Genomic DNA, 18,956 nt, shown 5'->3' with positions numbered 1-18,956 from the left:
GATCAGGCTTGCCAGTACCGTAACGCTTCGCTGTTATAGGCAGACGCGCCGCTCAAACCTTATGGGTCTTATGCTCCGTCCTGTCTGCCTGTTTGCTTATTTTGACCCCGCCCCAACCTTAGCGCCACATACCCGTCACCTCTTACACAACATCCATGAGGCTGGGTTTGAGATTCACATTGCGGTTTCCAGCCTTGAACCCCATGACAACCTAGGCCTCATCACCCTTCAGAAAAGCTTTGCACAGGGGCCTACTCCCATTCCTGCACGGCTATACCCACGTTTCAATCACGGTCTCGATTTTGGCGCTTGGCAGGACCTGATACATGCAGGCTGCGCACAGCACGCCTCTGAAATTCTTCTCGCTAATGACAGCGTCTTTGGCGCCATTCAGCCCCTTCCTCCCATCATCGAAACCATGCGTAAAAAAGCCCTGCCTGTCTGGGGCATGGTGCGCTCTGAAGCGGTAACCCAACACCTGCAATCATGGTTTCTCACCATAAACCGAGACGCCTTCGAACATCCCGCGCTCCAACGCATCTTCACACAGCCCTTTCACAGCATGAGCAAAGAGGAAATCATCTTGCACGGTGAACTCGGACTCGGCTTAGCCATGCGTCACGCGGGGTGGGACCTAACATCATGCTGGTCGAGCCAACGCGGCCTTGCCAAATTGCTCGCCACCAATCCCATGCACACAGATTGGCGCAACGTATTGCTCTCCGGGCGTGCTCCCTTCATTAAAACTGAACTCTTACGCGACAACCCGAGTGGCATTGTCGATACACATAAATGGCGCACCTACTTAGCCCAAGCGTCACACCCCACACCCGGCTTCTTTTCACCTGACTGGATTGAGCACTACCTCCACCGCACACCACGCCGCGTTACGGCCCCAAGCCCCCGATTCCGCGCACGCGCCGTCCAAGCTCTTGCCAGCCAAAATCGCTGGCAAGCCTTACGCCATCTCCTGCTCCCCTAAGATCCGCGCCCAACCTACACGTTTATAAGACCTCGAATATCTATAAGACCTCGAATATCCCCTCACTCCACCCCAAATCGCTTCATAAAACCCTCATACTGAAGCATGGTACACTCAGCCCTGCGCATTTCATGTTTAATTTTGTCCATTGTCGGAACGCACAGCTATTAGGCCTTGACCAAAAGGCCATCATACAAAGAATTAATAATAGTTATGTCGCTCAAAAATACGCGCCCATAAATCCCGACCAATATCAGGTTATTTTTAATAACCATTCGCGGTGGATCGCAACAACCGATGCAAGCCATAACGCACTAGCCGCCATAAACCCGCTTATCTCTCCGCCCATTGGGGGACCAACGAAAAAACCTAACGTTGCAGCAGCCATTAAAACAGCACCCAAAATATAAAATGGCCGAAATTTGGCGGCAAACGCTATAGGAAGGAAATGTAGGCCAACAATAAGCGCCATTGATGGCAAAAGAAGATCCGGCCTATTCAGATTTATAACGATATTGGAAGCAAGAAAAAGGCCGACTCCTTCCCCAATACTGCTCCACATAATGGCACGCTCTTCTTTTATAGTAGGCGTCCTCCCATGACCCGGCATACGGATAACGTAGCACGCCGTTAGGCCGAGCACGACAAAACCGAAAAAGGGTATAACCAAAGAAACCCCAAAAAAATGCGACTGCCAATACAATGTCAGAGACGCAAAAAACGCCCCAAAAAAGCTCATAATAAGCGCGCCCCATGCTCCCATTATATACCTCCTATTGTTTTCCTTTCGTAAAAAATTCCATACATCATCGTTATGGGAAATAGACCAATGTCATCTATAAAAGGTGACAATAGTCATGGTAGCGTCGCCAACGTCGTACAACCATAAAATAGCAGCTTATCTTTTATAATGGGGCGGCAATGATCTTAAGATGATACCCATAAGACCATTGCCGAACGACTTGAACGGTCGTTCTGTTCAAACCAACGTGTTCTTAGAAACTAGCTCGCACAGTAAACGAAATAAATGCCGGCATACCTGGCATTCCATTTTGGTATTGCGGTGTGCACCCATAGTTACTTACAGCATTACCAGTGAATCCGGTAAATCCAACGGGGTTAGACTTAAAGGTCCCGCATGCTGCAGGTGATATTTGAGCATATTTATACTGCCAATAAAACGTATTGAAGAGATTTTGAACGTTAAGGTCAAAATTCAATTTCTTCAAAGGACCAGCATTATGAACTGGTAAGTCATAATTCATATCAAGGTTGAAAATGACATAAGGTGCAATACCCGTATTACGCGAGATCGTCGTTTGTCCAGCAAGGACGTTATAATAATTATAAGTGCCGTATTGGTATGGAATACCGGGAAGGGAACCTAAATTTTCATAACCACTGAGGTCATATGTGCCAAATTGATGACCCGTATAACGGCCAGAGAAATTAACATTGAGATCATCATTCTCTGTCAGAAGACTTTTTTTGTCGTAATCAACGCCAAACGTCGCAATCCAGTCAGGAATACCCGTTACAGGGCTGCCACGTAGGGCATAACCAAATTGATCTTCCTGTACCGTCACAGAAGCCAAAAAGGTTTTGAGATAACGGGTAGAGTTGTGCGAAGCAGTCCCATACAAGCGCCAGTTTTTATCAACTTGGTAGTTAATTTTTACTTCTTCGCCACGCATCAAACGCTGCCCTGCATTAGTGTACAGAGAGTCGCCTACATTAGGTCCAGATTGATACGTGAACATACCAAAGTCACGATCAACTTTTTGATAATAATAATCTGCCAGTATATTCCAGTGCCCCGTGTTATATTGGATACCACCTTCATACATATGTACAATTGAAGCGCTGGGTACATTACCTAAAACGCTAGGAGAGAAGTCTGAAGCGGGCGCATAGAGAGCAGATGTGCCTGCACTTCCATAAAGTGAGAGGCCCTGCAATGACGGCAACACTTTGTCGAGGTCATATGCGACGTTAAGAAATGGCAGCCAGTTTCGGTCCCATTTTTGTCCGGTATAGGCACCATATTGGCACGGATTTCCCGCAGCGCAGTAAGGGGATGCCAGCGTTGCAGCCGATGGTTTCCCTAAGAAGATTTCAGAGCCTTTGAGGCCTGAATACGTGCCCTGAAATGTTACGCCCGGTGTGATGTGCAGTGTATTATGGAAAAGATCAATTTTGTCTTGAATATAGCCGGAGTAGATTTCTCTCTGCGTCAGAGACGGGAAGTTTGGGACACGATAAGAGGTTACATTCGGCGAAATACCGAGATAGCTTGGCTGTGAGGATGATGTTTCTTTAGCAATCAGGCTTCCAAGATGAATGGTATTACGAATACCCCAAAAATCAGGCAGACGAATGGATGCGCGCGGCTGAATTCCATAGATATCTGAGTGGTTATAGGATTTGTTATAGTTGTATCCACAAGGATTTGATTGCCCTGCTGCTGCCCATTGGTTTTGCAATGACTTTGGGCAATATGAACTGTTAGCATACATGGCATTGCCATCATATTCATTTACACCCGGTTGGTAATAAGGGTTTCCTACACCATAGTAGCTCTGCTCACCAAAGCCTGCGATGGTTTGGCTGAAAGGATTTACGCCACCGACAGAAGCACTACCGGCCCCACCATTGGGCGCAAATAATGTAGGGTTTGCGTAGTTTTCAGTAACGCCATTCGTGTATCTGTAGAAAGTTGATAGACCAACATTTATGTAATCGTTGATGTACGTATCATCTTTCAGCATCATAGTGAAATAATCATTTCTCTGAGAGAAATACTGCTGATCTGGCGAATAATTTGAAAAACGTCCATTTTGCTGTTGGTAAACAGATGGTGTCGGGTTGGGTTGAAATAATCCAGAACCCGTATTGTAGAGAATGGTGGCCTGCAAGTTTGATTGGGCGTCATCGTAAGGCTTATCGAAGGCAAACTCCATAGAGTTGTACCGTGCAGGCGTGTAGTCGATGAAGCCTTTGGTTTGTTCGTTATCATATTGCAACATCATGCGCGGGGCATCATCCCCTTCGCCTAATTTTCCGTCTAATGCCCCGGAATTCAGTTTAAAACCTTCAAGCCACGTGCCAAATGAAGCGATTTGCCCAAAGACATCAAGACCCGCTTTCTGCGTTGGACGCATAGAGTGATAAGCAATCGTACCGCCAATAGTACCAAAAGTTGCTTGATCTGGGTAAGCAACACCGGGATAAACAGATGCACCGTCGATTTGATATTGGGTGAAAGGAGCGCCTGCAATGCTCGTAAGATACACTCCAGATCCGCCATTGAGCAGATCTTGCATGGGCATACCATCAAGAGTTTGAGCGACTTCAAGGCCTCGTGTGCCACGGATAGAGAAAACCGGCGAGTTCATGCCGATTCCTTGTTGGTAACTATACACAGACGGAGCATTCCGAAGAAGTGTAACAATGTTACCAGCAGAGCTATTGGCCCGCACATCGCTTTTGCTAATTTCTGTCACAGCAGAGGGTGCATCTTTTTCGCGCTGAAGGCGTCTGAGAGCACGCACTGTAATAGTTTCAGGGCTACCTGCCGTATAATTGGCCGTTTTTGTATTTTTTTCTGTGGTTACTGGTTGAGCGTTAAGAGCTGTGATGGTGGATAAAATTGTCGCACCGGAGAGAACAAAACGCATTTTGAATGATCTTGTCATAAGTCCCCTATCATAAGTATATTAGGATAACGCGCATTATTATTAATCATTCAAAATGAAAACAAAGCGTAATATAATCATCCAAGCGATAAAAGGTCATATAGGCTACATAGTGTGATAAAAATTCAACAACTTTTAAAGTTTATTTTACCAATTAATTCTCATATATTCTTGATTCTGAACAAGGCGCGTTCCCAAAGATACGCTATCTTAGTCAAGATATAATAGTCTGACGGCTTGTTCCAAATTTTCGCTCAATATCTGAACTGAAATACTCTCTTCCACTGCAATGACACTACATCTCATTGGTCAGACGAACTGAGGGGACCAATGCGTAAGCCTTCCCTCAGCATCAACCAATTTCGATATCAAACGCACAATACCTTCAAACGACCAGCCCACAAAACCCCGGCCTTATCGCCCCCTCATCGGCCCGCAATATGCGTCAAATGCTCCAACAACGCATCGCTCTGCGCGTCAAACGTACACAGCGTATTCTTCAACGGGTTCACATACCCATCAAAACGTGAAGGCTCCGCTATAAGCATACACATCACCTCCAACAAAGGCTCAAACCGCCCGTCAATGGGAAGGTGAGTTCCATTCACCCCCTCCACCACATCCTCAGACTGCCCCCCCGGCGCCGTCGTCACAACCCAAACATCACGAGCCAATGCCTCCCGCACCGTCAGGCCATAACTCTCTTTCCACTGAGAGGGGAATAACAAGACATCCACCTCATCATAAAATGCATCCAATTCAGACTGCGCATATCCCGGCACAACCTTCAATATACCCTGCACCGCCCATTCATCATCACGGATCGACTGGTACCCAAGATTCCGCTTGTTATCGACTAATGTCAGGCTCCACCCCGCTCCATTAATCCCTTCTGCCGCCTTCTTCAGCAGCTTATACCCCTTAATATCTTCCGTTCCCCCAACATACGCAAAGCGTACACCCTCACCCGGACGGCGCATTTTTCTCGGACGTTGCGGCCATGCAAAACCATTGCGATTCACCACAAGACGCTCAGGAGCTATCCCGTTCGCAATATAAAGCTGCCTCTGCATTTCAGACGGACATAATAACAAAGATGCCTGCCCCAAAGCATGCATCATCATCCTCTTACGATCTGCCAAATACACGGTATCAGACTGACATTTACGGCATACATCCAAATCAATATCCGTCTGGAAACAATACTGACCATCCGCCTTGACCATAAACTGACGCTCACACAACCACCATGCGTCATGCAGAGTCACCACATACGGCACGCCCCGCTCCTCACACACACGCAGAAACGACAAACCCAAACCCTGCACAGAATGAAAATGCACCACATCCGGCTTAAAAGCCTCTAACCACGCTGAAAAATGTGGTTCATTAGACGGATTATCAATCCAGCCAAAGCGGTCATGACCTTCCGGAATCGTCACCGCGAGAACCGGCACATCATCAACCGTATAACGCAGAGCGCCTGGTGGGCGCCCTGCCACCTCTGGCCGGGACGTCACCACCGCCACGTCCACCCCGCGCCGGCTCAACCCGCGCACCAACTCTTCAGCAACAATCGTTGCGCCACCAAAAGAATAAGGTTTATAGTAAACATTCACGGCTAAAACACGCAGCGCCTGCCGCTCAGACACCACAGGAGCACCATATAAAGGCAGAACCTGATGCTGAGCGACTTCATCCGGGTGATAACGTGCCAAAACATCACGTTTGGCCTTCTGCGCCAAAACGCTGCGAAACCCCCTATCGGTCGTAAGACGGAGAAATGCCTGACGCCAGTCTTCATCCGTCGCCGCTAATACGCCATTTTCGCCAGACACCATGACAGAGCAAAAAGGGCCACGTGGAGAGCAAATGCTCGCCACCCCTACAATAGAGGCCTCAACAAATTTAATGTTGCTTTTACAATCATTGAAAAGTGTCTCTTGCAACGGCGCAATGCTGATATCGCTCCAAGATAAAATCTTCAGATACTCAGCATAAGGCCGCATCGGCAAACGCTCTACACGCGCACCAAAACGCTCAAAGCTCTGCGAAATCTGCACAGGCCCAACCACACGTAAGCATAACCGCTCATCTTGCTCCATCGCAGCCAATAAGCCCTGCTCTGCCTGACGGAAATCAGCATCATGCGTGTTGGTGCCAGAGCCATAACACACCCACACAGCCTCATGATCCTCCCGCACACCCTTCTGAGGAAGATTTTGGACGATGTTCAGCGTGTCGAGATCCAATGCATTTTCAATAATACCAACATGCTGCACCCCCGCATCACGCATAGCCTGCGCCAATGCTTCCGTTGATGCCAAACCCCGTCCACAAGCTAACATGGCTTTACGAAACAACCCGACACCAAAGAACAGCAAATCCTGCTCAGCCTTCGGCAACCCAGCAACATTGCCATTTTGTCGGTACTCGTGCAGATCAAAAATCAGATCATCCACTTCCCATCGTGGCGACAACCCCAGCCTATGCGCCTCAGCCACTTGTGCCAAAACAGCATCAAACCCCGGAACACGATAGAAAATAACACGCGTACATACTTGCAGTGCGGACATCACCTTGGCTTGGTCCCGCCAATCAATAACCTCCACATGCCATCCAAGACGCTCTAATAAATCTTTTTTCTGCCAAACACGGTATTTTGCGCATTGAACAACCGTCAATTCAGCAATTATTAAAAATAATGGGTAAATTATATCATTTTTATTTTCGTGATAATTAAAGTAATCGACTATTTTTTTATTTTCATGAAATTTCTTATTTGTAATTTTTTTTATTTTTCCAAAAATATAATCAATTTTTTTTCTATTTTTAAGAGATAAAAACTCCGAACTATATTCCTGTATTTTTTTTCCGTTCGGTAGACGTCCATGTCGCAAACCACTGACACACCGTATAGGCGCTGTCATCCTCCACGAACGTGATGCACGAAGCTGAACAAGCTCTGCTCTTAGTCGGTCCCGCTCATGAACGAGATCATCAAAACGGCGTCCTTGCAGCCGTATAGAACTTGAAAAATACGCATTGTCTTCTTCGGCTTCTGTCTGATGCCCACTATCCGCAAAATGCGTTTGAGAAATCCGTATCAACGCTCAGTACCGCCTTACACCACCTAACAAAGAAAAAGCCCGGCACAAGACCGGGCTTTCTCATGAAGCATCTACTAAGCTGGAATGTTAGCTCAGTGTAAAGTTGCTTGCCTTCAGGTTCGTGACACCAACGAAAGTGATCTTAGAGTTGTCGCTAAGCTGAATGGTGGTGTTACCACCTGCAACCGTCTCGTTCTGCAGAACGCTTTGCAGACCGTTGTTGTTTTGCAGGCCGTACTGGTACAGAGCCATCAAGTTACCGGCGGCGCTACCAAAGTCTTGGATGGTGTAGTTACCACCAGCACTGCCCTTATTCAGAGCAAACAAGTTTGCTGCACCCGTACCGCCAACCAGCGTTGCGTTACCCGTACCGCCAACCAGCGTATCCGCACCGGCACCGCCGATGATCGTCTCATTGCCCGTACCTGCAAAGGCATGCAGAACGCCCGTTGAGCTTGCCGCAGAAACCGTTTCGTTGCCTTCGTTACCAACGAACAGGTTCGTACCAGAACCAGTCAATTGCAGGTTAAGAGCGCCAGCACCGAAGATCGTTGACGTACCAGCAGAGATCGTCGTGCTGCCCGTACCATTCAGGAAGGACAATGCGCCCGAAACACTGATGTTATTAGCCGAGCCGCGCACAACCTGCAGGTTACCTGTTGCGGCAACCGTATCGTTAGCGCCGCCAACAACCGTTGACGTCGCACCGGTTGAGAAGTAGGAGCTCGCGCTACCAGCCGTTACATAGCTGTTCGTACCGAACGAGACGTTGTTGTTCTGCGCAGCGTCAATAATCGTGCTGTTTGCACCCAAGGAAACCTGAGAGCTACCACCGATCAGCGTAACAGTGTTGGTGCCGGACGTACCCTTGATGGTATCCTGCCCTTCGGACAGAACAGTGTTCGTACCGGAGCCCAGCGTGATCAAGTTGTTACCGACGCCACCAGCAATGGTGTTGTTGCCGTTTGTACCATTGATCGTATCGTTACCATCGCCCGTAGCGATGCTCCAGCTACCACTGCCACCAGTGCCTGAAAATGTATTATCCCCAACACCACCGATGAAAACACCACTCTGACTGCCTGCCAGAACCGTGGCACCGGCCCAGTCACCCGCCAGAATGTTTACGCTAGAGGTCGTGCTCGTCGTCAGATCAATCGTAACAGCCGCATTCAGCGTGTCCGTTGGTCCATAAGAACCGACTGTGATGTTGGAAAGCGAACCACCAATGCTGTAGGTCCCGCCAGCATCAACAAGACCGTGCTGATTCGTGCTGACATTGGCCCCCTGAACTAGATCCAATGCAGACGATCCACCAACAGCACTTGCATATTGGTTGGCCAGCGCCTGAGCACGAGCACCGTCTACAGTTACTGAAAAAATATTCGTTGAAGAGCCCTGCGAAGCCCCTTGGACTGTAACGACCGCCATAACTTAGTACTCCTCGAAAACTAAGATTGCGTACACTGGCGGCCGGATGACCACCTCGTTTTAATGAGTGACGCTGACTATAATCAAACGTTGCCTCACGACGCAATCACCAATCAGTCTTTTGCGTATATTAAAGTCATAACCAACTCTAAATACTAACAAAAACAAACGGCACCACTGTCTTAGACAACAGATTTTATACACTCTCACTAACATACTCAAAAAGCATTATAAGAGCAAGAGTTTCTCGCTTTTTCGTAGAGAAACGATAAAAGGCTTTCAAATAAAAAAAAACGTGTCAAAAACAACACAACATATCGACAGAAATAACAGAGTGAACAATGAACCCTGAACTCAACAGAAGAAACGAAGAAAACAAATCAAATGATGCGTTTTTGGCAAAAAATATACAAAAAAATCATAAAAAAATTACCGATAATGATTTTATAGAATTAAAATCATCTCTATTTCTAGAAAAGATAAACAATAAAAAACTACAGGATGATATAAAATTATTGAAAGAAAAAATTTTACAGCACGAAAATGCTTTAGAAAAAGCCAAAACAGAAAATCAAAATCAACAAAAATTCAGTTTTCTTCAATATAAAAAAATTAATAAACCAGAAATAAAAACAACAATAAAAGACAAAAAAACACGAATTTTATTTATATCCGGAGAACCAAATACTCCAGGAACTGAATATAGATGCTCTCGAAATGCACAAGCCTGCATTGATGCTGGATATGAAGCTCGCGTACTTCCCTGTGCATCTATCTCTTATGAGGACATTCAATGGGCCGATATCGCATTTCTATGGCGCGTCGAATTCAGCGGTCATGTGAGTACAATATTAGATCTCAGCAACAAAGAGAATGTAATAACCGTATTTGATACCGATGATATTGTTTTTGTCCCTCATTATGCTCGAATAAATATCATTGATGGAATTCGCTCCATTGGAGCTACGGAAGAAAAAATAGAGCGAACATTTTCTGAAATGCGTCGAACTCTTGCACGTTGCAGTTATGGTTCCGTCACAACCCAAGAACTCGCAACAGAAATGCATGCTCTTCGCCCGTGTGTTCATCTCCTACCCAACGTCTATAACCACGAAACGCTCGAACGCTCACGCAGTCACCTACGCTTACGTGGAGAGCCCAGCCGCCCACCCAGCCACCTTGATATTATTCGAATCGGTTACGCCACCGGGTCGCGCACCCATCAGCGCGATTTCGCGCGCGCTTCCAAAGCTATTGCCGATATACTCTCACTCTACCCAAATGTTCGACTCGTTCTTTTCCAAGAGAAAGACAATAAAAAACCCGTTCTACTTATCGAGGAATTTCCAGAACTAGCCCCCGTTGCGAATCAGATTGAATGGCGGGACATGACGACACTCTCACGACTTGCCGATGAATTTGCACGATTCGATATTTCTATTGCTCCCCTCGAATCCGATAACGTTTTTTGTAACGCTAAGAGTGAAGTCAAATTCCTTGAAGCCTCTCTCGCGGGAGCAGCCTCTATCGTAGCGCGAACCGGCCCCTTCCTCCGCCTCGTACGAGACGGCGAAACAGGCCTCTTTGCCGATAGCATTGCTGAATGGCGCGAAGCCCTCATCACCCTGATTGAGAATCCAACCAAACGCGTACAGCTCGCACGCAATGCCTATCATGACGTCCTGTATCATTTTGGTCCCGTCGCCCAGGCGCGCCGCATGAAACGCGCTATTCTTTCTATGGAAAGCGAAAGCACAGCAGCCCTCGCAGGAGAACTCCACTTTGCAGAGGCACGACGCAACCGCCCGGAACTTCCTGTCATCCCTGAGAGTGAAACGCTTTTTTATAATGATTGCTTTGGTGACGCACGCGTCACCGTCGTGATCACATCTTATAATTATTCTGACTACTTACTCGACGCCCTCACATCCGTTGAGCAGCAAACAGAAGAGCTACTTGACCTGATCGTCGTCGATGATGGATCATCAGATGGTTCCCCTGACATGATTCGCTTATGGATGGAGCGTAAAACAGAGCGCTTTAACCGCCTCGTGCTCCGACGTTCTTGTCACAATGCAGGCCTTGGCGGCGCACGCAATATCGGCATGGATGCGGCCGAAACACCATATATTTTGCACCTAGATGCCGATAATCGCCTCCGCCCGAATGCATGCAGCACTCTCGCTCATGCCATGGAACATGATACCGCATTCTCCTACCCCACCATCGAATGCTTCAACGAAAACGGCCCGGTCATCGCTGAATATGACCCTGACTTCCCTCAACCGCCCGGCACCCCACTTTTCCTCAGCAATCTGACCTACAACCCCTTCGCCCTCATCTCTGGCAACCAAATTGATGCCATGGCACTCGTCTCTAAATGGGCATGGGCTGCCGTCGGTGGATATTACGTCTCTCGAGAGGCCATGGGCTGGGAAGATTTTGACCTTTGGTGCAGCTTTGCAGAATACGGCTTCGCCGGGAAACATGTTCCGGAAGTACTAGCAGACTACCGCCACCATGCCGGCGCCATGACGAATACTTCAACAGAAGTAACAGAACGAAAAACAACCATTGTAAATTTCGTACAAGAGCGTCACCCGTGGATTCGCCTCTCAGTCTCGAATGCTAAACAACGGACATAATACCCAAAACAAGACCCACTGGCATAACCCTCTATGCCAGTGGGATATTCTGTTCAATATCATCCAGCCATATACGCGCATTACCATCAGACGGCGCCCGCCAGTCCCCCCGGGGAGACAATGAACCACCCGCAACAATTTTGGGGCCATTTGGCATGGCAGAGCGCTTAAACTGACTCGTCGCAAAAAAGCGTCGCACAAAAACCATCATCCAATGGCGAATGTCTGACATGCTATAAGCCCTGCGTTGATCCTCCGGATAATGCACCGGCCACAGACCAGTCCCCACATCGGACCATGCCTTCTCAGCCATAAACGCAATACGCGAAGGCTTAAACCCATAACGCAACACATAATAAAGGGTAAAATCTTGCAAAGCATACGGCCCAATAAAGGACTCCGTACTTTGCACACCTTGCCCAGAATCCGGCACCAATTCAGGTGATATCTCTGCACTCACAATAGTGCTCAAAATCTCCGGTAAATCCGCTCCCAAATTACCTTCACGAGCAATCCAACGAATCACATGCTGGATCAGTGTTTTCGGCAACCCCGCATTCACATTGTAATGCGCCATTTGGTCACCCACCCCATAGGTACACCACCCCAAGGCCAGTTCCGATAAATCCCCAGTCCCAACAACAATGCCATTATGATGATTGGCCAGACGAAATAAGAAATCCGTCCTTAAGCCCGCCTGAACATTTTCAAACGTGACATCATGCACAGCCTCCCCCCGAGCATAAGGATGACCAATGCCGCCCAGCATCGTGCGCGCCGTTGGGCGAATATCCAACTCCTCTGCCCGCACACCAAGAGCCGCCATCAAACGATGCGCATATCCCAAGCTTTCGGCCCCCGTCGCAAAACCGGGCATCGTATAGGCGCGCACGCGATCGCGTGACCATCCAAGCTCATCTGCGGCACGCACAGCCACAAGCAACGCCAACGTACTATCCAGCCCGCCCGAAACACCAATCACCGCACATTCCGAACGACTCGCCTCCAAGCGCCGCCGCAGCGCACTCACCTGTATCGTCCAAGCCTCGTAACAATCACGCGCTAATGTCTGGGGCGAATCCGGCACAAACGGAAAACGCGCAACCGTTCGTAAAAGCCCCAGATCCTCTTGAGACGGATTCAACGCAAACTCTACAACACGAAAATTCTCAGCCTCACCCCCGAATTGCCCAACCCTCATGCGCTCCTGCCGCAATAACGCAAGATCCACATCCGCCATCACCAGCCGCTCCCCCTGCGGAAAACGGTCTGATTCCGCGAGTAAACGCCCCACTTCATGAATCGTGACCTGACCATCCCAGGCAAGGTCCGTTGTCGATTCCCCTTCGCCCGCCGCCGCATACACATAGGCCGTCACAGTCCGCATAGATTGGGACTGACACAACAGCATACGGTCATCCGTACGCCCTACAGTCACAGGCGAAGCAGAAGGGTTCAGAATGATACGCGCTCCCGCCTGCGCAAGAGCACCACTCGGTGGGTTCGCAACCCACAAATCTTCACAAATCTCTACACCAAGCACAAAATCCGGCAGGTCCTGCGCCCGGAACAACACATCCGTTCCGAAGGGAACGTCTTGGCCATCCCACCTCACCACCGTGGATACATGGCGACCCGACGTAAAATGCCGTGGCTCATAAAACTCACGATAACGCGGCAAATATGTTTTAGGCACAACCCCAAGCACGCGCCCCTTCTGCACAACCGCCGCGACGTTATACAGACGCTCCCCCACCACCCATGGAAGCCCCAACACAGCCACCGTTTTGCATGCCGCAACACGCGCACAAAATACCTTCAGCGCGTCACGTGCCGCATCCAACAAAACATCCTGAAAACGCACATCATCCAGCGTGTACCCAGTAAGGCCCAACTCAGGAAAAACGACCGCCGCCACCCCATCACGGTCACAGCGCTGCACAATCTCCGCCATGCGTTCCGCATTATCCGCCGGATCCGCCAAAGTAACCGGCAGCGTACAGGCAGCAACACGCGCAAAACCCTGATGATAGAGAGAATGAAACACACCCATAATCAAAGGCCCCTACTACACGCTACCCGTAGAACACCATCTGCGATGGCGTACCGCCGCACAAAGAACTAACGCAATTGACGCAAAAGACGAGACGTACCCAACGCCCCTAAAATCCCGACGACGCACGCATACAGCCCCCCCCATTCTGTCATGGAAATAGGCAGGCCCAATACATAATCCGGTGAATCACAAGGCTTGTTGGGGCGCTGCGGCAAACTGGCCATCCATGCCCGAAAATCCCCGCCATGGAACACTGGCGCACGACATTCTGGTGCAGGGCTAGGCCACCAGTGATACTCAACCCCCGCATGCAACACAGCCAAGCCAACACTGACCGTCACACACGCTATCCCCACATACGCCACAGGGGGAGCATAACGACGCGGCACCGCCAGAAGAACAAAGCCAATCACGCTCAGGACACGCCATGGCCAACGCTCCCACAGACAAAGCTCACAGGGCACTAGGCCAAGCCAATGCTCAGCAGACCACGCAACACTGAGAGCAACCAGACCAGCAGCCAAGAACAGCCACCCCACCCGGTTTGCATTATCTGGACGGTTCCGACGAAAAAGCGTCATGAAGGGGCCCTTTCGGGTATTTTTAAAATCTCAAGAAACACATATGTGCCACACACACGCACACATATATGCCGTCATTACATCACTGCACATTCGGCTCCACCGATTCCGGTGGTGCAAGATCAGAAGGAGCAGATTTCTGTTGTAGCGGCGCTGGTGGCGCAGATGGCACCAAACTCGTTGCCGCATTATCTGGCGGAGCCAACGGAATAGCTGCCTGCGCGTCCGGAGCCAACGGTACAGGAGCACCATTGCCACCATCCCCCGTCGTATTCGGGGCGTCTTCCCCCGGCAATACAGGCTTTGGCGGCACAGGCAGTGGCCCCGGATTCGGCGCTACGAACGCCCCGCCACAAGACACAACCCGTACATCATAAAGCGGGCTGCCATACACGGCGATTCCCGGCTCATTTTCCATCATCCACCCGTCAAAAGGCGGACGTGTCGTATCCCCAGAATCACGCAAATGCACCAGCGCCCCTGCATCTTCCGCAAGACTCAATGGACGGCTTACACAGGCATCAACAGCGATAGACAACGTCCGATAGGTTGCGGTACCGCCGACCGGTACAGACATCGTCTCCAAATGTGCATCAAGACGATTCAACACATGAAGCACCGCTTCACTACGCCCCTGCCACATTTGTGGCGCATACATCGCCGGCGGGACCACCCCGACAGCCGCCTGCGCCTTACACACGCCCCCTAACGTTATCGCACTCAGAGCAATGAACGAACGCCACATCATGCTGTCTGTTTCCCCTCATCGCCCGCCGTCAACGCCACTGTAGGATCTGTCAAACTGGCCAAAGCCTCTTCAAAAGAGCGACGCATAGATTCAGCAGTTGCTCCCATCAGGATTCCATCTTCAAACGCATCTTGGAGCACGTCCCGCAGTTCTGCATCATTTTCTCGCAGAACACGTAACTTCTCAACACAAGAGAGTGGTGCGCCCTCTTTATCCTGCCAGATCATGGTCAATGCCTCACTTCAAGGAAACGCTTATGGCGCGTCCGATAAACCACCATGCGCCGGCACGTTTGCACCTGTGGACTTATCAGCCGTTTTGGCTTTTTGCAGAGTATCCGTCACCGAAAAGATGAATTTGCTTAATAATTGCTCAAGACTAATAGAACCCTGTGTTTCCGTCATAACGCCACCTGCTTGAACACTATGGTCCGAGCCGCCGGGAGACAGCGCAATATACTTTCCCCCCAGTAAGCTGTCTGACGTAATTATCGCCGCCGTATCAACTGGGAGTTTAACATCAGGTGCGACACTAAACGTCACCTGCGCTTGGAATGTCTTAGGGTCCACACTTTCCGCCGTAACGTGCCCTACCGTAATACCAGCCAAACGGACATCCGAACCAACATCCAAACCGTCAATCTGGGTAAAGGCTGCATGCACCGGGTAACCCGTCTCATCACTAGAGCGGTTCCCCATAACAGCCACCACCAGCACGATCACCAGCGCAACGAGCACGCCACACCCTGTGATAAACTCTTTACTCGTCAAAGAGCCACTTCGTCCCGTTGCTGCTGTATTCATAGACACTGCACCTCAGAAACCCTGTCATAACACTTTATTCAGGGTCAAAAAATTCACCTCACTACCGTCTAGCGGCTTCCGGCTCCGCCGTCCAATTCCACAGACTTCCCTCCCAGCGAAGACCAGAAAAAATGTTATCCCCCATATCCCCATCTTTACGGGTATTGTTCCGAGTTTCACCCCTCTTTTCTCGCTTTCGTCATCACTGGACAGAGGCGTAAACTTCTCAACATGACAGCCCGCCTCCACTGGACCGGCGTCCGGATGAGGACGCTTCAGGTCACCACCGATCCTGATGACAGCACCACCCGTGCCGTCACCCTCCCTGCTGCATGGGACGATGCCGCCGCAGAAGCCCTTGCGTCTCTCGCGCCGGGAGAAGGCCCCGTGCGCCTTGCAACCGAAGCAGCACGCTGGGTTGATACGATTGACGCATGCCTTCCTCTCCCCGGAACCCCGGCTGACACCCCCCCTCTTGGGCAGGCCTTATCGTGCCTCTTATTGCTCCAGAAAATCGCGCCCAATGCCGCAATCTGGGGCCGTGACCCAGAAGAAACACCCGGCTTTATTCTGCGTCTTTCTGCCTTCGTCGAAGATGGCAGCTTCGCGCGTGAACATTTTGTCACATCCTTAGCCGTTATCTGTGATGCACTGCGCCGCCTGCAAGAGGACCAAGCCTCAGAACGCAGTGGCGCACTCCCCCTATTTGATGCCCCAGACATTATACCTAAGGAACCCGCCGGTCTCGTCTTGTTGACCGACTTGGATGCTTTTCTGGCCGCCATTGGCCTTGATTATGATAGCGTTGAAGGACGCGCCGCAGCCCAAGCTGTTGCTGCACTTACCACCTCCGTCGCCCGCGCAGGCACCCCACTCACGGGCCCCGACATCCCTCCATCACCACTCGGTGAACTGCGTGACCTCGCTGCGCGCTCCCTCCCAGAAGCCGCCGCACATCATGACGCACCTATCCTCGCCCCTATCCAAACCGGATTTTCTAGTCCAGGAGCCGTCGATGGTCTTTTAGACGTCGAAGCCTGCGGCCTAACCCCCATTTTCTCACCAACCCGAGATGATGGGCGACTACGACAAGCCACACTTAACCGTTTGGAACATCGTGGATTGCAGCCACATTCCGCTTTGGCCTTAGCACTCTCCGGCACCAACCCTTTGCCACCAACAAGCCCCGAAGCGCATGAACGTATGCATCATGCCTTATACGGTTTGACCGATTTTATGCCGGAATTACCCGAGCCAGAATATGCACGCATACGCGCCAAATTAGAGCGCGGCGTACCCCGCCCACTACCGAATCGGCAGCGCGGCTTCACGCAACGCACCGCCATTGGCGGTCACAGCCTCTTCATGCGTACCAGTGAATTCGACGATGGCTCCCTCGGTGAGATCAATCTCGTCCCCACACGCGAAAGCGCCATGGCACGCGGCTTGATGGAATGCCTCGGCCAAGCTGTCAGCATCGGCCTACAACACGGCGCTCCACTTGGCGCATTTGTGGAGCGATTCGCTTACACACGCTTTGGCGCTGCTGGCACCGTCGAAGGTGACCCCAATATGAGCTACGCCTCTTCTATGGTGGATTACGCCTTCAGAACCCTCTCTGAAGCCTATCTCAACCACCCCCTGCCAGACGCACCTCAACTCTCTGTGGAAAAAGAGGACCCAGCCCCCATGCTCCCCCTCGATATTCGCGGTGGCATACAAGACACAGCCGCACAAGGAATTGATAAAAACAATGGAGAAGGTGGGGCAAAAGGCCGCCGTAAACGGCTACGTTTGGTCAGTTGAAACACGCAGGTTTGATACTTCGCATTGACACCGCAAGGAGTCGTCGGTAGCAAGCCCGATACGTAGGTTAGCGTTCGGAAGATCTTCTTCCTGACAAAACCACACGTGCTGGACTAAGAGGGTTCAATTAACGTGGTTCACCGTCCTTCCGAAAAGGAAGACAGCTTCACCAAACGGCTTGCCCGCGCGGACGAAAAGCTTTCTCCCAAAAAACGGTCTAAAAAGGCAGGTGCACCCTCCTCATCCGATGGTAACAAAACGCTTTCTGAGTTCGGCGTTGCCATGCGATTAGGAACCGAACTCGCTGCTGGTCTAGCCGTCGGAGTAGCGATCGGGTACGCTCTCGGTTGTTGGCTGGGCTATAAAGTCGTGTTCATCATGATTTTTGCCCTGCTTGGATGTGGTGCCGGCATGATAAATGCTTGGCGAGTTTTAAATGGGCCCGCCCTCCTGGCAGGCCCCACTAATAACGGGAGAAGCCAGCGTGGCTGCCGGATCGACGATTGACGCGCTCGGACAATTCGAGCTGAAACCGGTTCTCGGTACGCTCGGTGAAAGTCTGCATTTTTCGCAGTCGCCGCTCTTTATGATCATCGCTGTCGTACTGGTCCTCGGCTTCCTTTACATCGGGATGCGCCCTGCAGCGATTGTCCCCGGGCGTCTACAAGCTGCGGCTGAACTTGGATATGACTTTGTCCATGATCTCGCCCTCAGCACTATTGGTGAAAAGGGAACCGCTTTCTTCCCGTTCATCTTTGCGCTCTTCTTCTTCATTCTGACGGGTAACTATCTCGGTCTTATCCCTTTCTGCTTCACATATACCAGCCACATTGCTGTGACGTTGGCGTTAGCAGTTGGGGTTTTCTTGTTGTCAGTGGTCGTCGCGCTGCGTCACCAAGGTCTGGGCTTCTTCAAGCACTTCCTGCCAGATGGCGTTCCCATCGGCTTGGCACCATTGATTGTCCCGATCGAGATCATCTCCTTCCTGTCACGTCCTGTCAGCCTGTCGATCCGACTGTTTGCCAACATGGTAGCCGGTCACGTGTTGTTTGAGGTCTTTGCCTCCTTCACAATCATGCTTGCTGGTCTGGGCGTCGTA

Annotated in this window: 14 protein-coding genes; 5 read left to right on the top strand and 9 right to left on the bottom strand. The window is 50.4% G+C overall.

Annotation, left to right across the window (positions count from 1 at the left end; genetic code table 11):
• Positions 1-70 precede the first annotated feature (70 nt).
• A complete protein-coding gene (locus NTH01S_RS09200) occupies positions 71-982 on the top strand; it encodes a rhamnan synthesis F family protein (protein WP_068172869.1) in 912 nt (303 codons plus the stop codon).
• Between the two features lie 253 nt (positions 983-1,235).
• On the opposite strand, the gene NTH01S_RS09195 is transcribed toward NTH01S_RS09200, so the two are convergent.
• The 4 genes from NTH01S_RS09195 to NTH01S_RS09180 all read right to left on the bottom strand — a co-directional run bounded on the left by NTH01S_RS09195 (position 1,236) and on the right by NTH01S_RS09180 (position 9,218).
• On the bottom strand, positions 1,236-1,745 hold the full coding sequence (locus NTH01S_RS09195) for a hypothetical protein (protein ID WP_068172819.1): 510 nt from the start codon (positions 1,743-1,745) through the stop codon (positions 1,236-1,238).
• Positions 1,746-1,977: 232 nt separating this feature from the next.
• Positions 1,978-4,659 carry a TonB-dependent receptor gene (locus tag NTH01S_RS09190; RefSeq protein ID WP_084367232.1) on the bottom strand — a complete coding sequence of 894 codons (2,682 nt, stop codon included), beginning with the start codon at positions 4,657-4,659 and terminating at the stop codon, positions 1,978-1,980.
• Positions 4,660-5,102: 443 nt separating this feature from the next.
• Entirely contained in the window at positions 5,103-7,361 is a 2,259-nt protein-coding gene (locus NTH01S_RS09185; RefSeq protein ID WP_245642315.1) for a glycosyltransferase, read from the bottom strand.
• Positions 7,362-7,874: 513 nt separating this feature from the next.
• Complete coding sequence (locus NTH01S_RS09180) at positions 7,875-9,218, bottom strand: beta strand repeat-containing protein (RefSeq protein ID WP_068172817.1); 1,344 nt, start codon at positions 9,216-9,218, stop codon at positions 7,875-7,877.
• A gap of 998 nt (positions 9,219-10,216) precedes the next feature.
• Here NTH01S_RS09180 and NTH01S_RS09175 point away from each other — a divergent pair.
• Positions 10,217-11,863, top strand: a complete 1,647-nt coding sequence (locus tag NTH01S_RS09175) for a glycosyltransferase (RefSeq protein WP_245642313.1) — start codon at positions 10,217-10,219, stop codon at positions 11,861-11,863.
• Positions 11,864-11,894: 31 nt separating this feature from the next.
• Here NTH01S_RS09175 and NTH01S_RS09170 read toward each other — a convergent pair whose 3' ends face one another.
• From NTH01S_RS09170 to mlaD, 5 genes are all read right to left on the bottom strand, one after another.
• Positions 11,895-13,916 carry an NAD(+) synthase gene (locus NTH01S_RS09170; RefSeq protein WP_068172813.1) on the bottom strand — a complete coding sequence of 674 codons (2,022 nt, stop codon included), beginning with the start codon at positions 13,914-13,916 and terminating at the stop codon, positions 11,895-11,897.
• 68 nt (positions 13,917-13,984) lie between these two features.
• Entirely contained in the window at positions 13,985-14,500 is a 516-nt protein-coding gene (locus tag NTH01S_RS09165; RefSeq protein WP_068172810.1) for a disulfide bond formation protein B, read from the bottom strand.
• Positions 14,501-14,582: 82 nt separating this feature from the next.
• Positions 14,583-15,248: a DUF2155 domain-containing protein gene (locus tag NTH01S_RS09160; protein ID WP_068172807.1), complete on the bottom strand. Its 666-nt coding sequence runs from the start codon at positions 15,246-15,248 to the stop codon at positions 14,583-14,585.
• Positions 15,245-15,475, bottom strand: coding sequence for a hypothetical protein (locus NTH01S_RS09155; protein ID WP_068172802.1), 231 nt, complete (start codon positions 15,473-15,475; stop codon positions 15,245-15,247). Before NTH01S_RS09155 ends, NTH01S_RS09160 begins: the two co-directional genes overlap by 4 nt.
• Positions 15,476-15,502: 27 nt before the next feature.
• Positions 15,503-16,057 (bottom strand): outer membrane lipid asymmetry maintenance protein MlaD, encoded by a 555-nt coding sequence (gene mlaD / locus NTH01S_RS09150; protein ID WP_370664318.1) that lies wholly within the window; start codon positions 16,055-16,057, stop codon positions 15,503-15,505.
• Positions 16,058-16,282: 225 nt separating this feature from the next.
• Here mlaD and NTH01S_RS09140 point away from each other — a divergent pair, with 225 nt between their 5' ends.
• The 3 genes from NTH01S_RS09140 to NTH01S_RS09130 all read left to right on the top strand — a co-directional run.
• Complete coding sequence (locus NTH01S_RS09140; protein WP_068172785.1) at positions 16,283-17,857, top strand: TSCPD domain-containing protein; 1,575 nt, start codon at positions 16,283-16,285, stop codon at positions 17,855-17,857.
• 132 nt (positions 17,858-17,989) lie between these two features.
• A complete protein-coding gene (locus NTH01S_RS09135) occupies positions 17,990-18,364 on the top strand; it encodes an AtpZ/AtpI family protein (RefSeq protein ID WP_068172782.1) in 375 nt (124 codons plus the stop codon).
• The coding region (locus tag NTH01S_RS09130) for a F0F1 ATP synthase subunit A (RefSeq protein WP_068172778.1) at positions 18,342-18,956 on the top strand (615 nt) is incomplete at its 3' end. The genes NTH01S_RS09135 and NTH01S_RS09130, both read left to right, overlap by 23 nt.

The organism is Neokomagataea thailandica NBRC 106555, assembly GCF_001598495.1.
Classification (GTDB): Bacteria; Pseudomonadota; Alphaproteobacteria; order Acetobacterales; family Acetobacteraceae; genus Gluconobacter; species Gluconobacter thailandicus_A.
This window is presented reverse-complemented; position numbering and strand designations above follow the sequence as displayed.

What these genes read in the sequence shown, in the direction of transcription:
- NTH01S_RS09155 (WP_068172802.1), bottom strand. Translation starts at nt 15,475, where the DNA reads ATGATCTGGCAGGATAAAGAGGGCGCACCACTCTCTTGTGTTGAGAAG.
- NTH01S_RS09195 (WP_068172819.1), bottom strand. Translation starts at nt 1,745, where the DNA reads ATGGGAGCATGGGGCGCGCTTATTATGAGCTTTTTTGGGGCGTTTTTT.
- NTH01S_RS09140 (WP_068172785.1), top strand. Translation starts at nt 16,283, where the DNA reads ATGACAGCCCGCCTCCACTGGACCGGCGTCCGGATGAGGACGCTTCAG.
- NTH01S_RS09160 (WP_068172807.1), bottom strand. Translation starts at nt 15,248, where the DNA reads ATGATGTGGCGTTCGTTCATTGCTCTGAGTGCGATAACGTTAGGGGGC.
- NTH01S_RS09170 (WP_068172813.1), bottom strand. Translation starts at nt 13,916, where the DNA reads ATGGGTGTGTTTCATTCTCTCTATCATCAGGGTTTTGCGCGTGTTGCT.
- NTH01S_RS09175 (WP_245642313.1), top strand. Translation starts at nt 10,217, where the DNA reads ATGCGTCGAACTCTTGCACGTTGCAGTTATGGTTCCGTCACAACCCAA.
- NTH01S_RS09165 (WP_068172810.1), bottom strand. Translation starts at nt 14,500, where the DNA reads ATGACGCTTTTTCGTCGGAACCGTCCAGATAATGCAAACCGGGTGGGG.
- NTH01S_RS09180 (WP_068172817.1), bottom strand. Translation starts at nt 9,218, where the DNA reads ATGGCGGTCGTTACAGTCCAAGGGGCTTCGCAGGGCTCTTCAACGAAT.
- NTH01S_RS09200 (WP_068172869.1), top strand. Translation starts at nt 71, where the DNA reads ATGCTCCGTCCTGTCTGCCTGTTTGCTTATTTTGACCCCGCCCCAACC.
- NTH01S_RS09190 (WP_084367232.1), bottom strand. Translation starts at nt 4,659, where the DNA reads ATGCGTTTTGTTCTCTCCGGTGCGACAATTTTATCCACCATCACAGCT.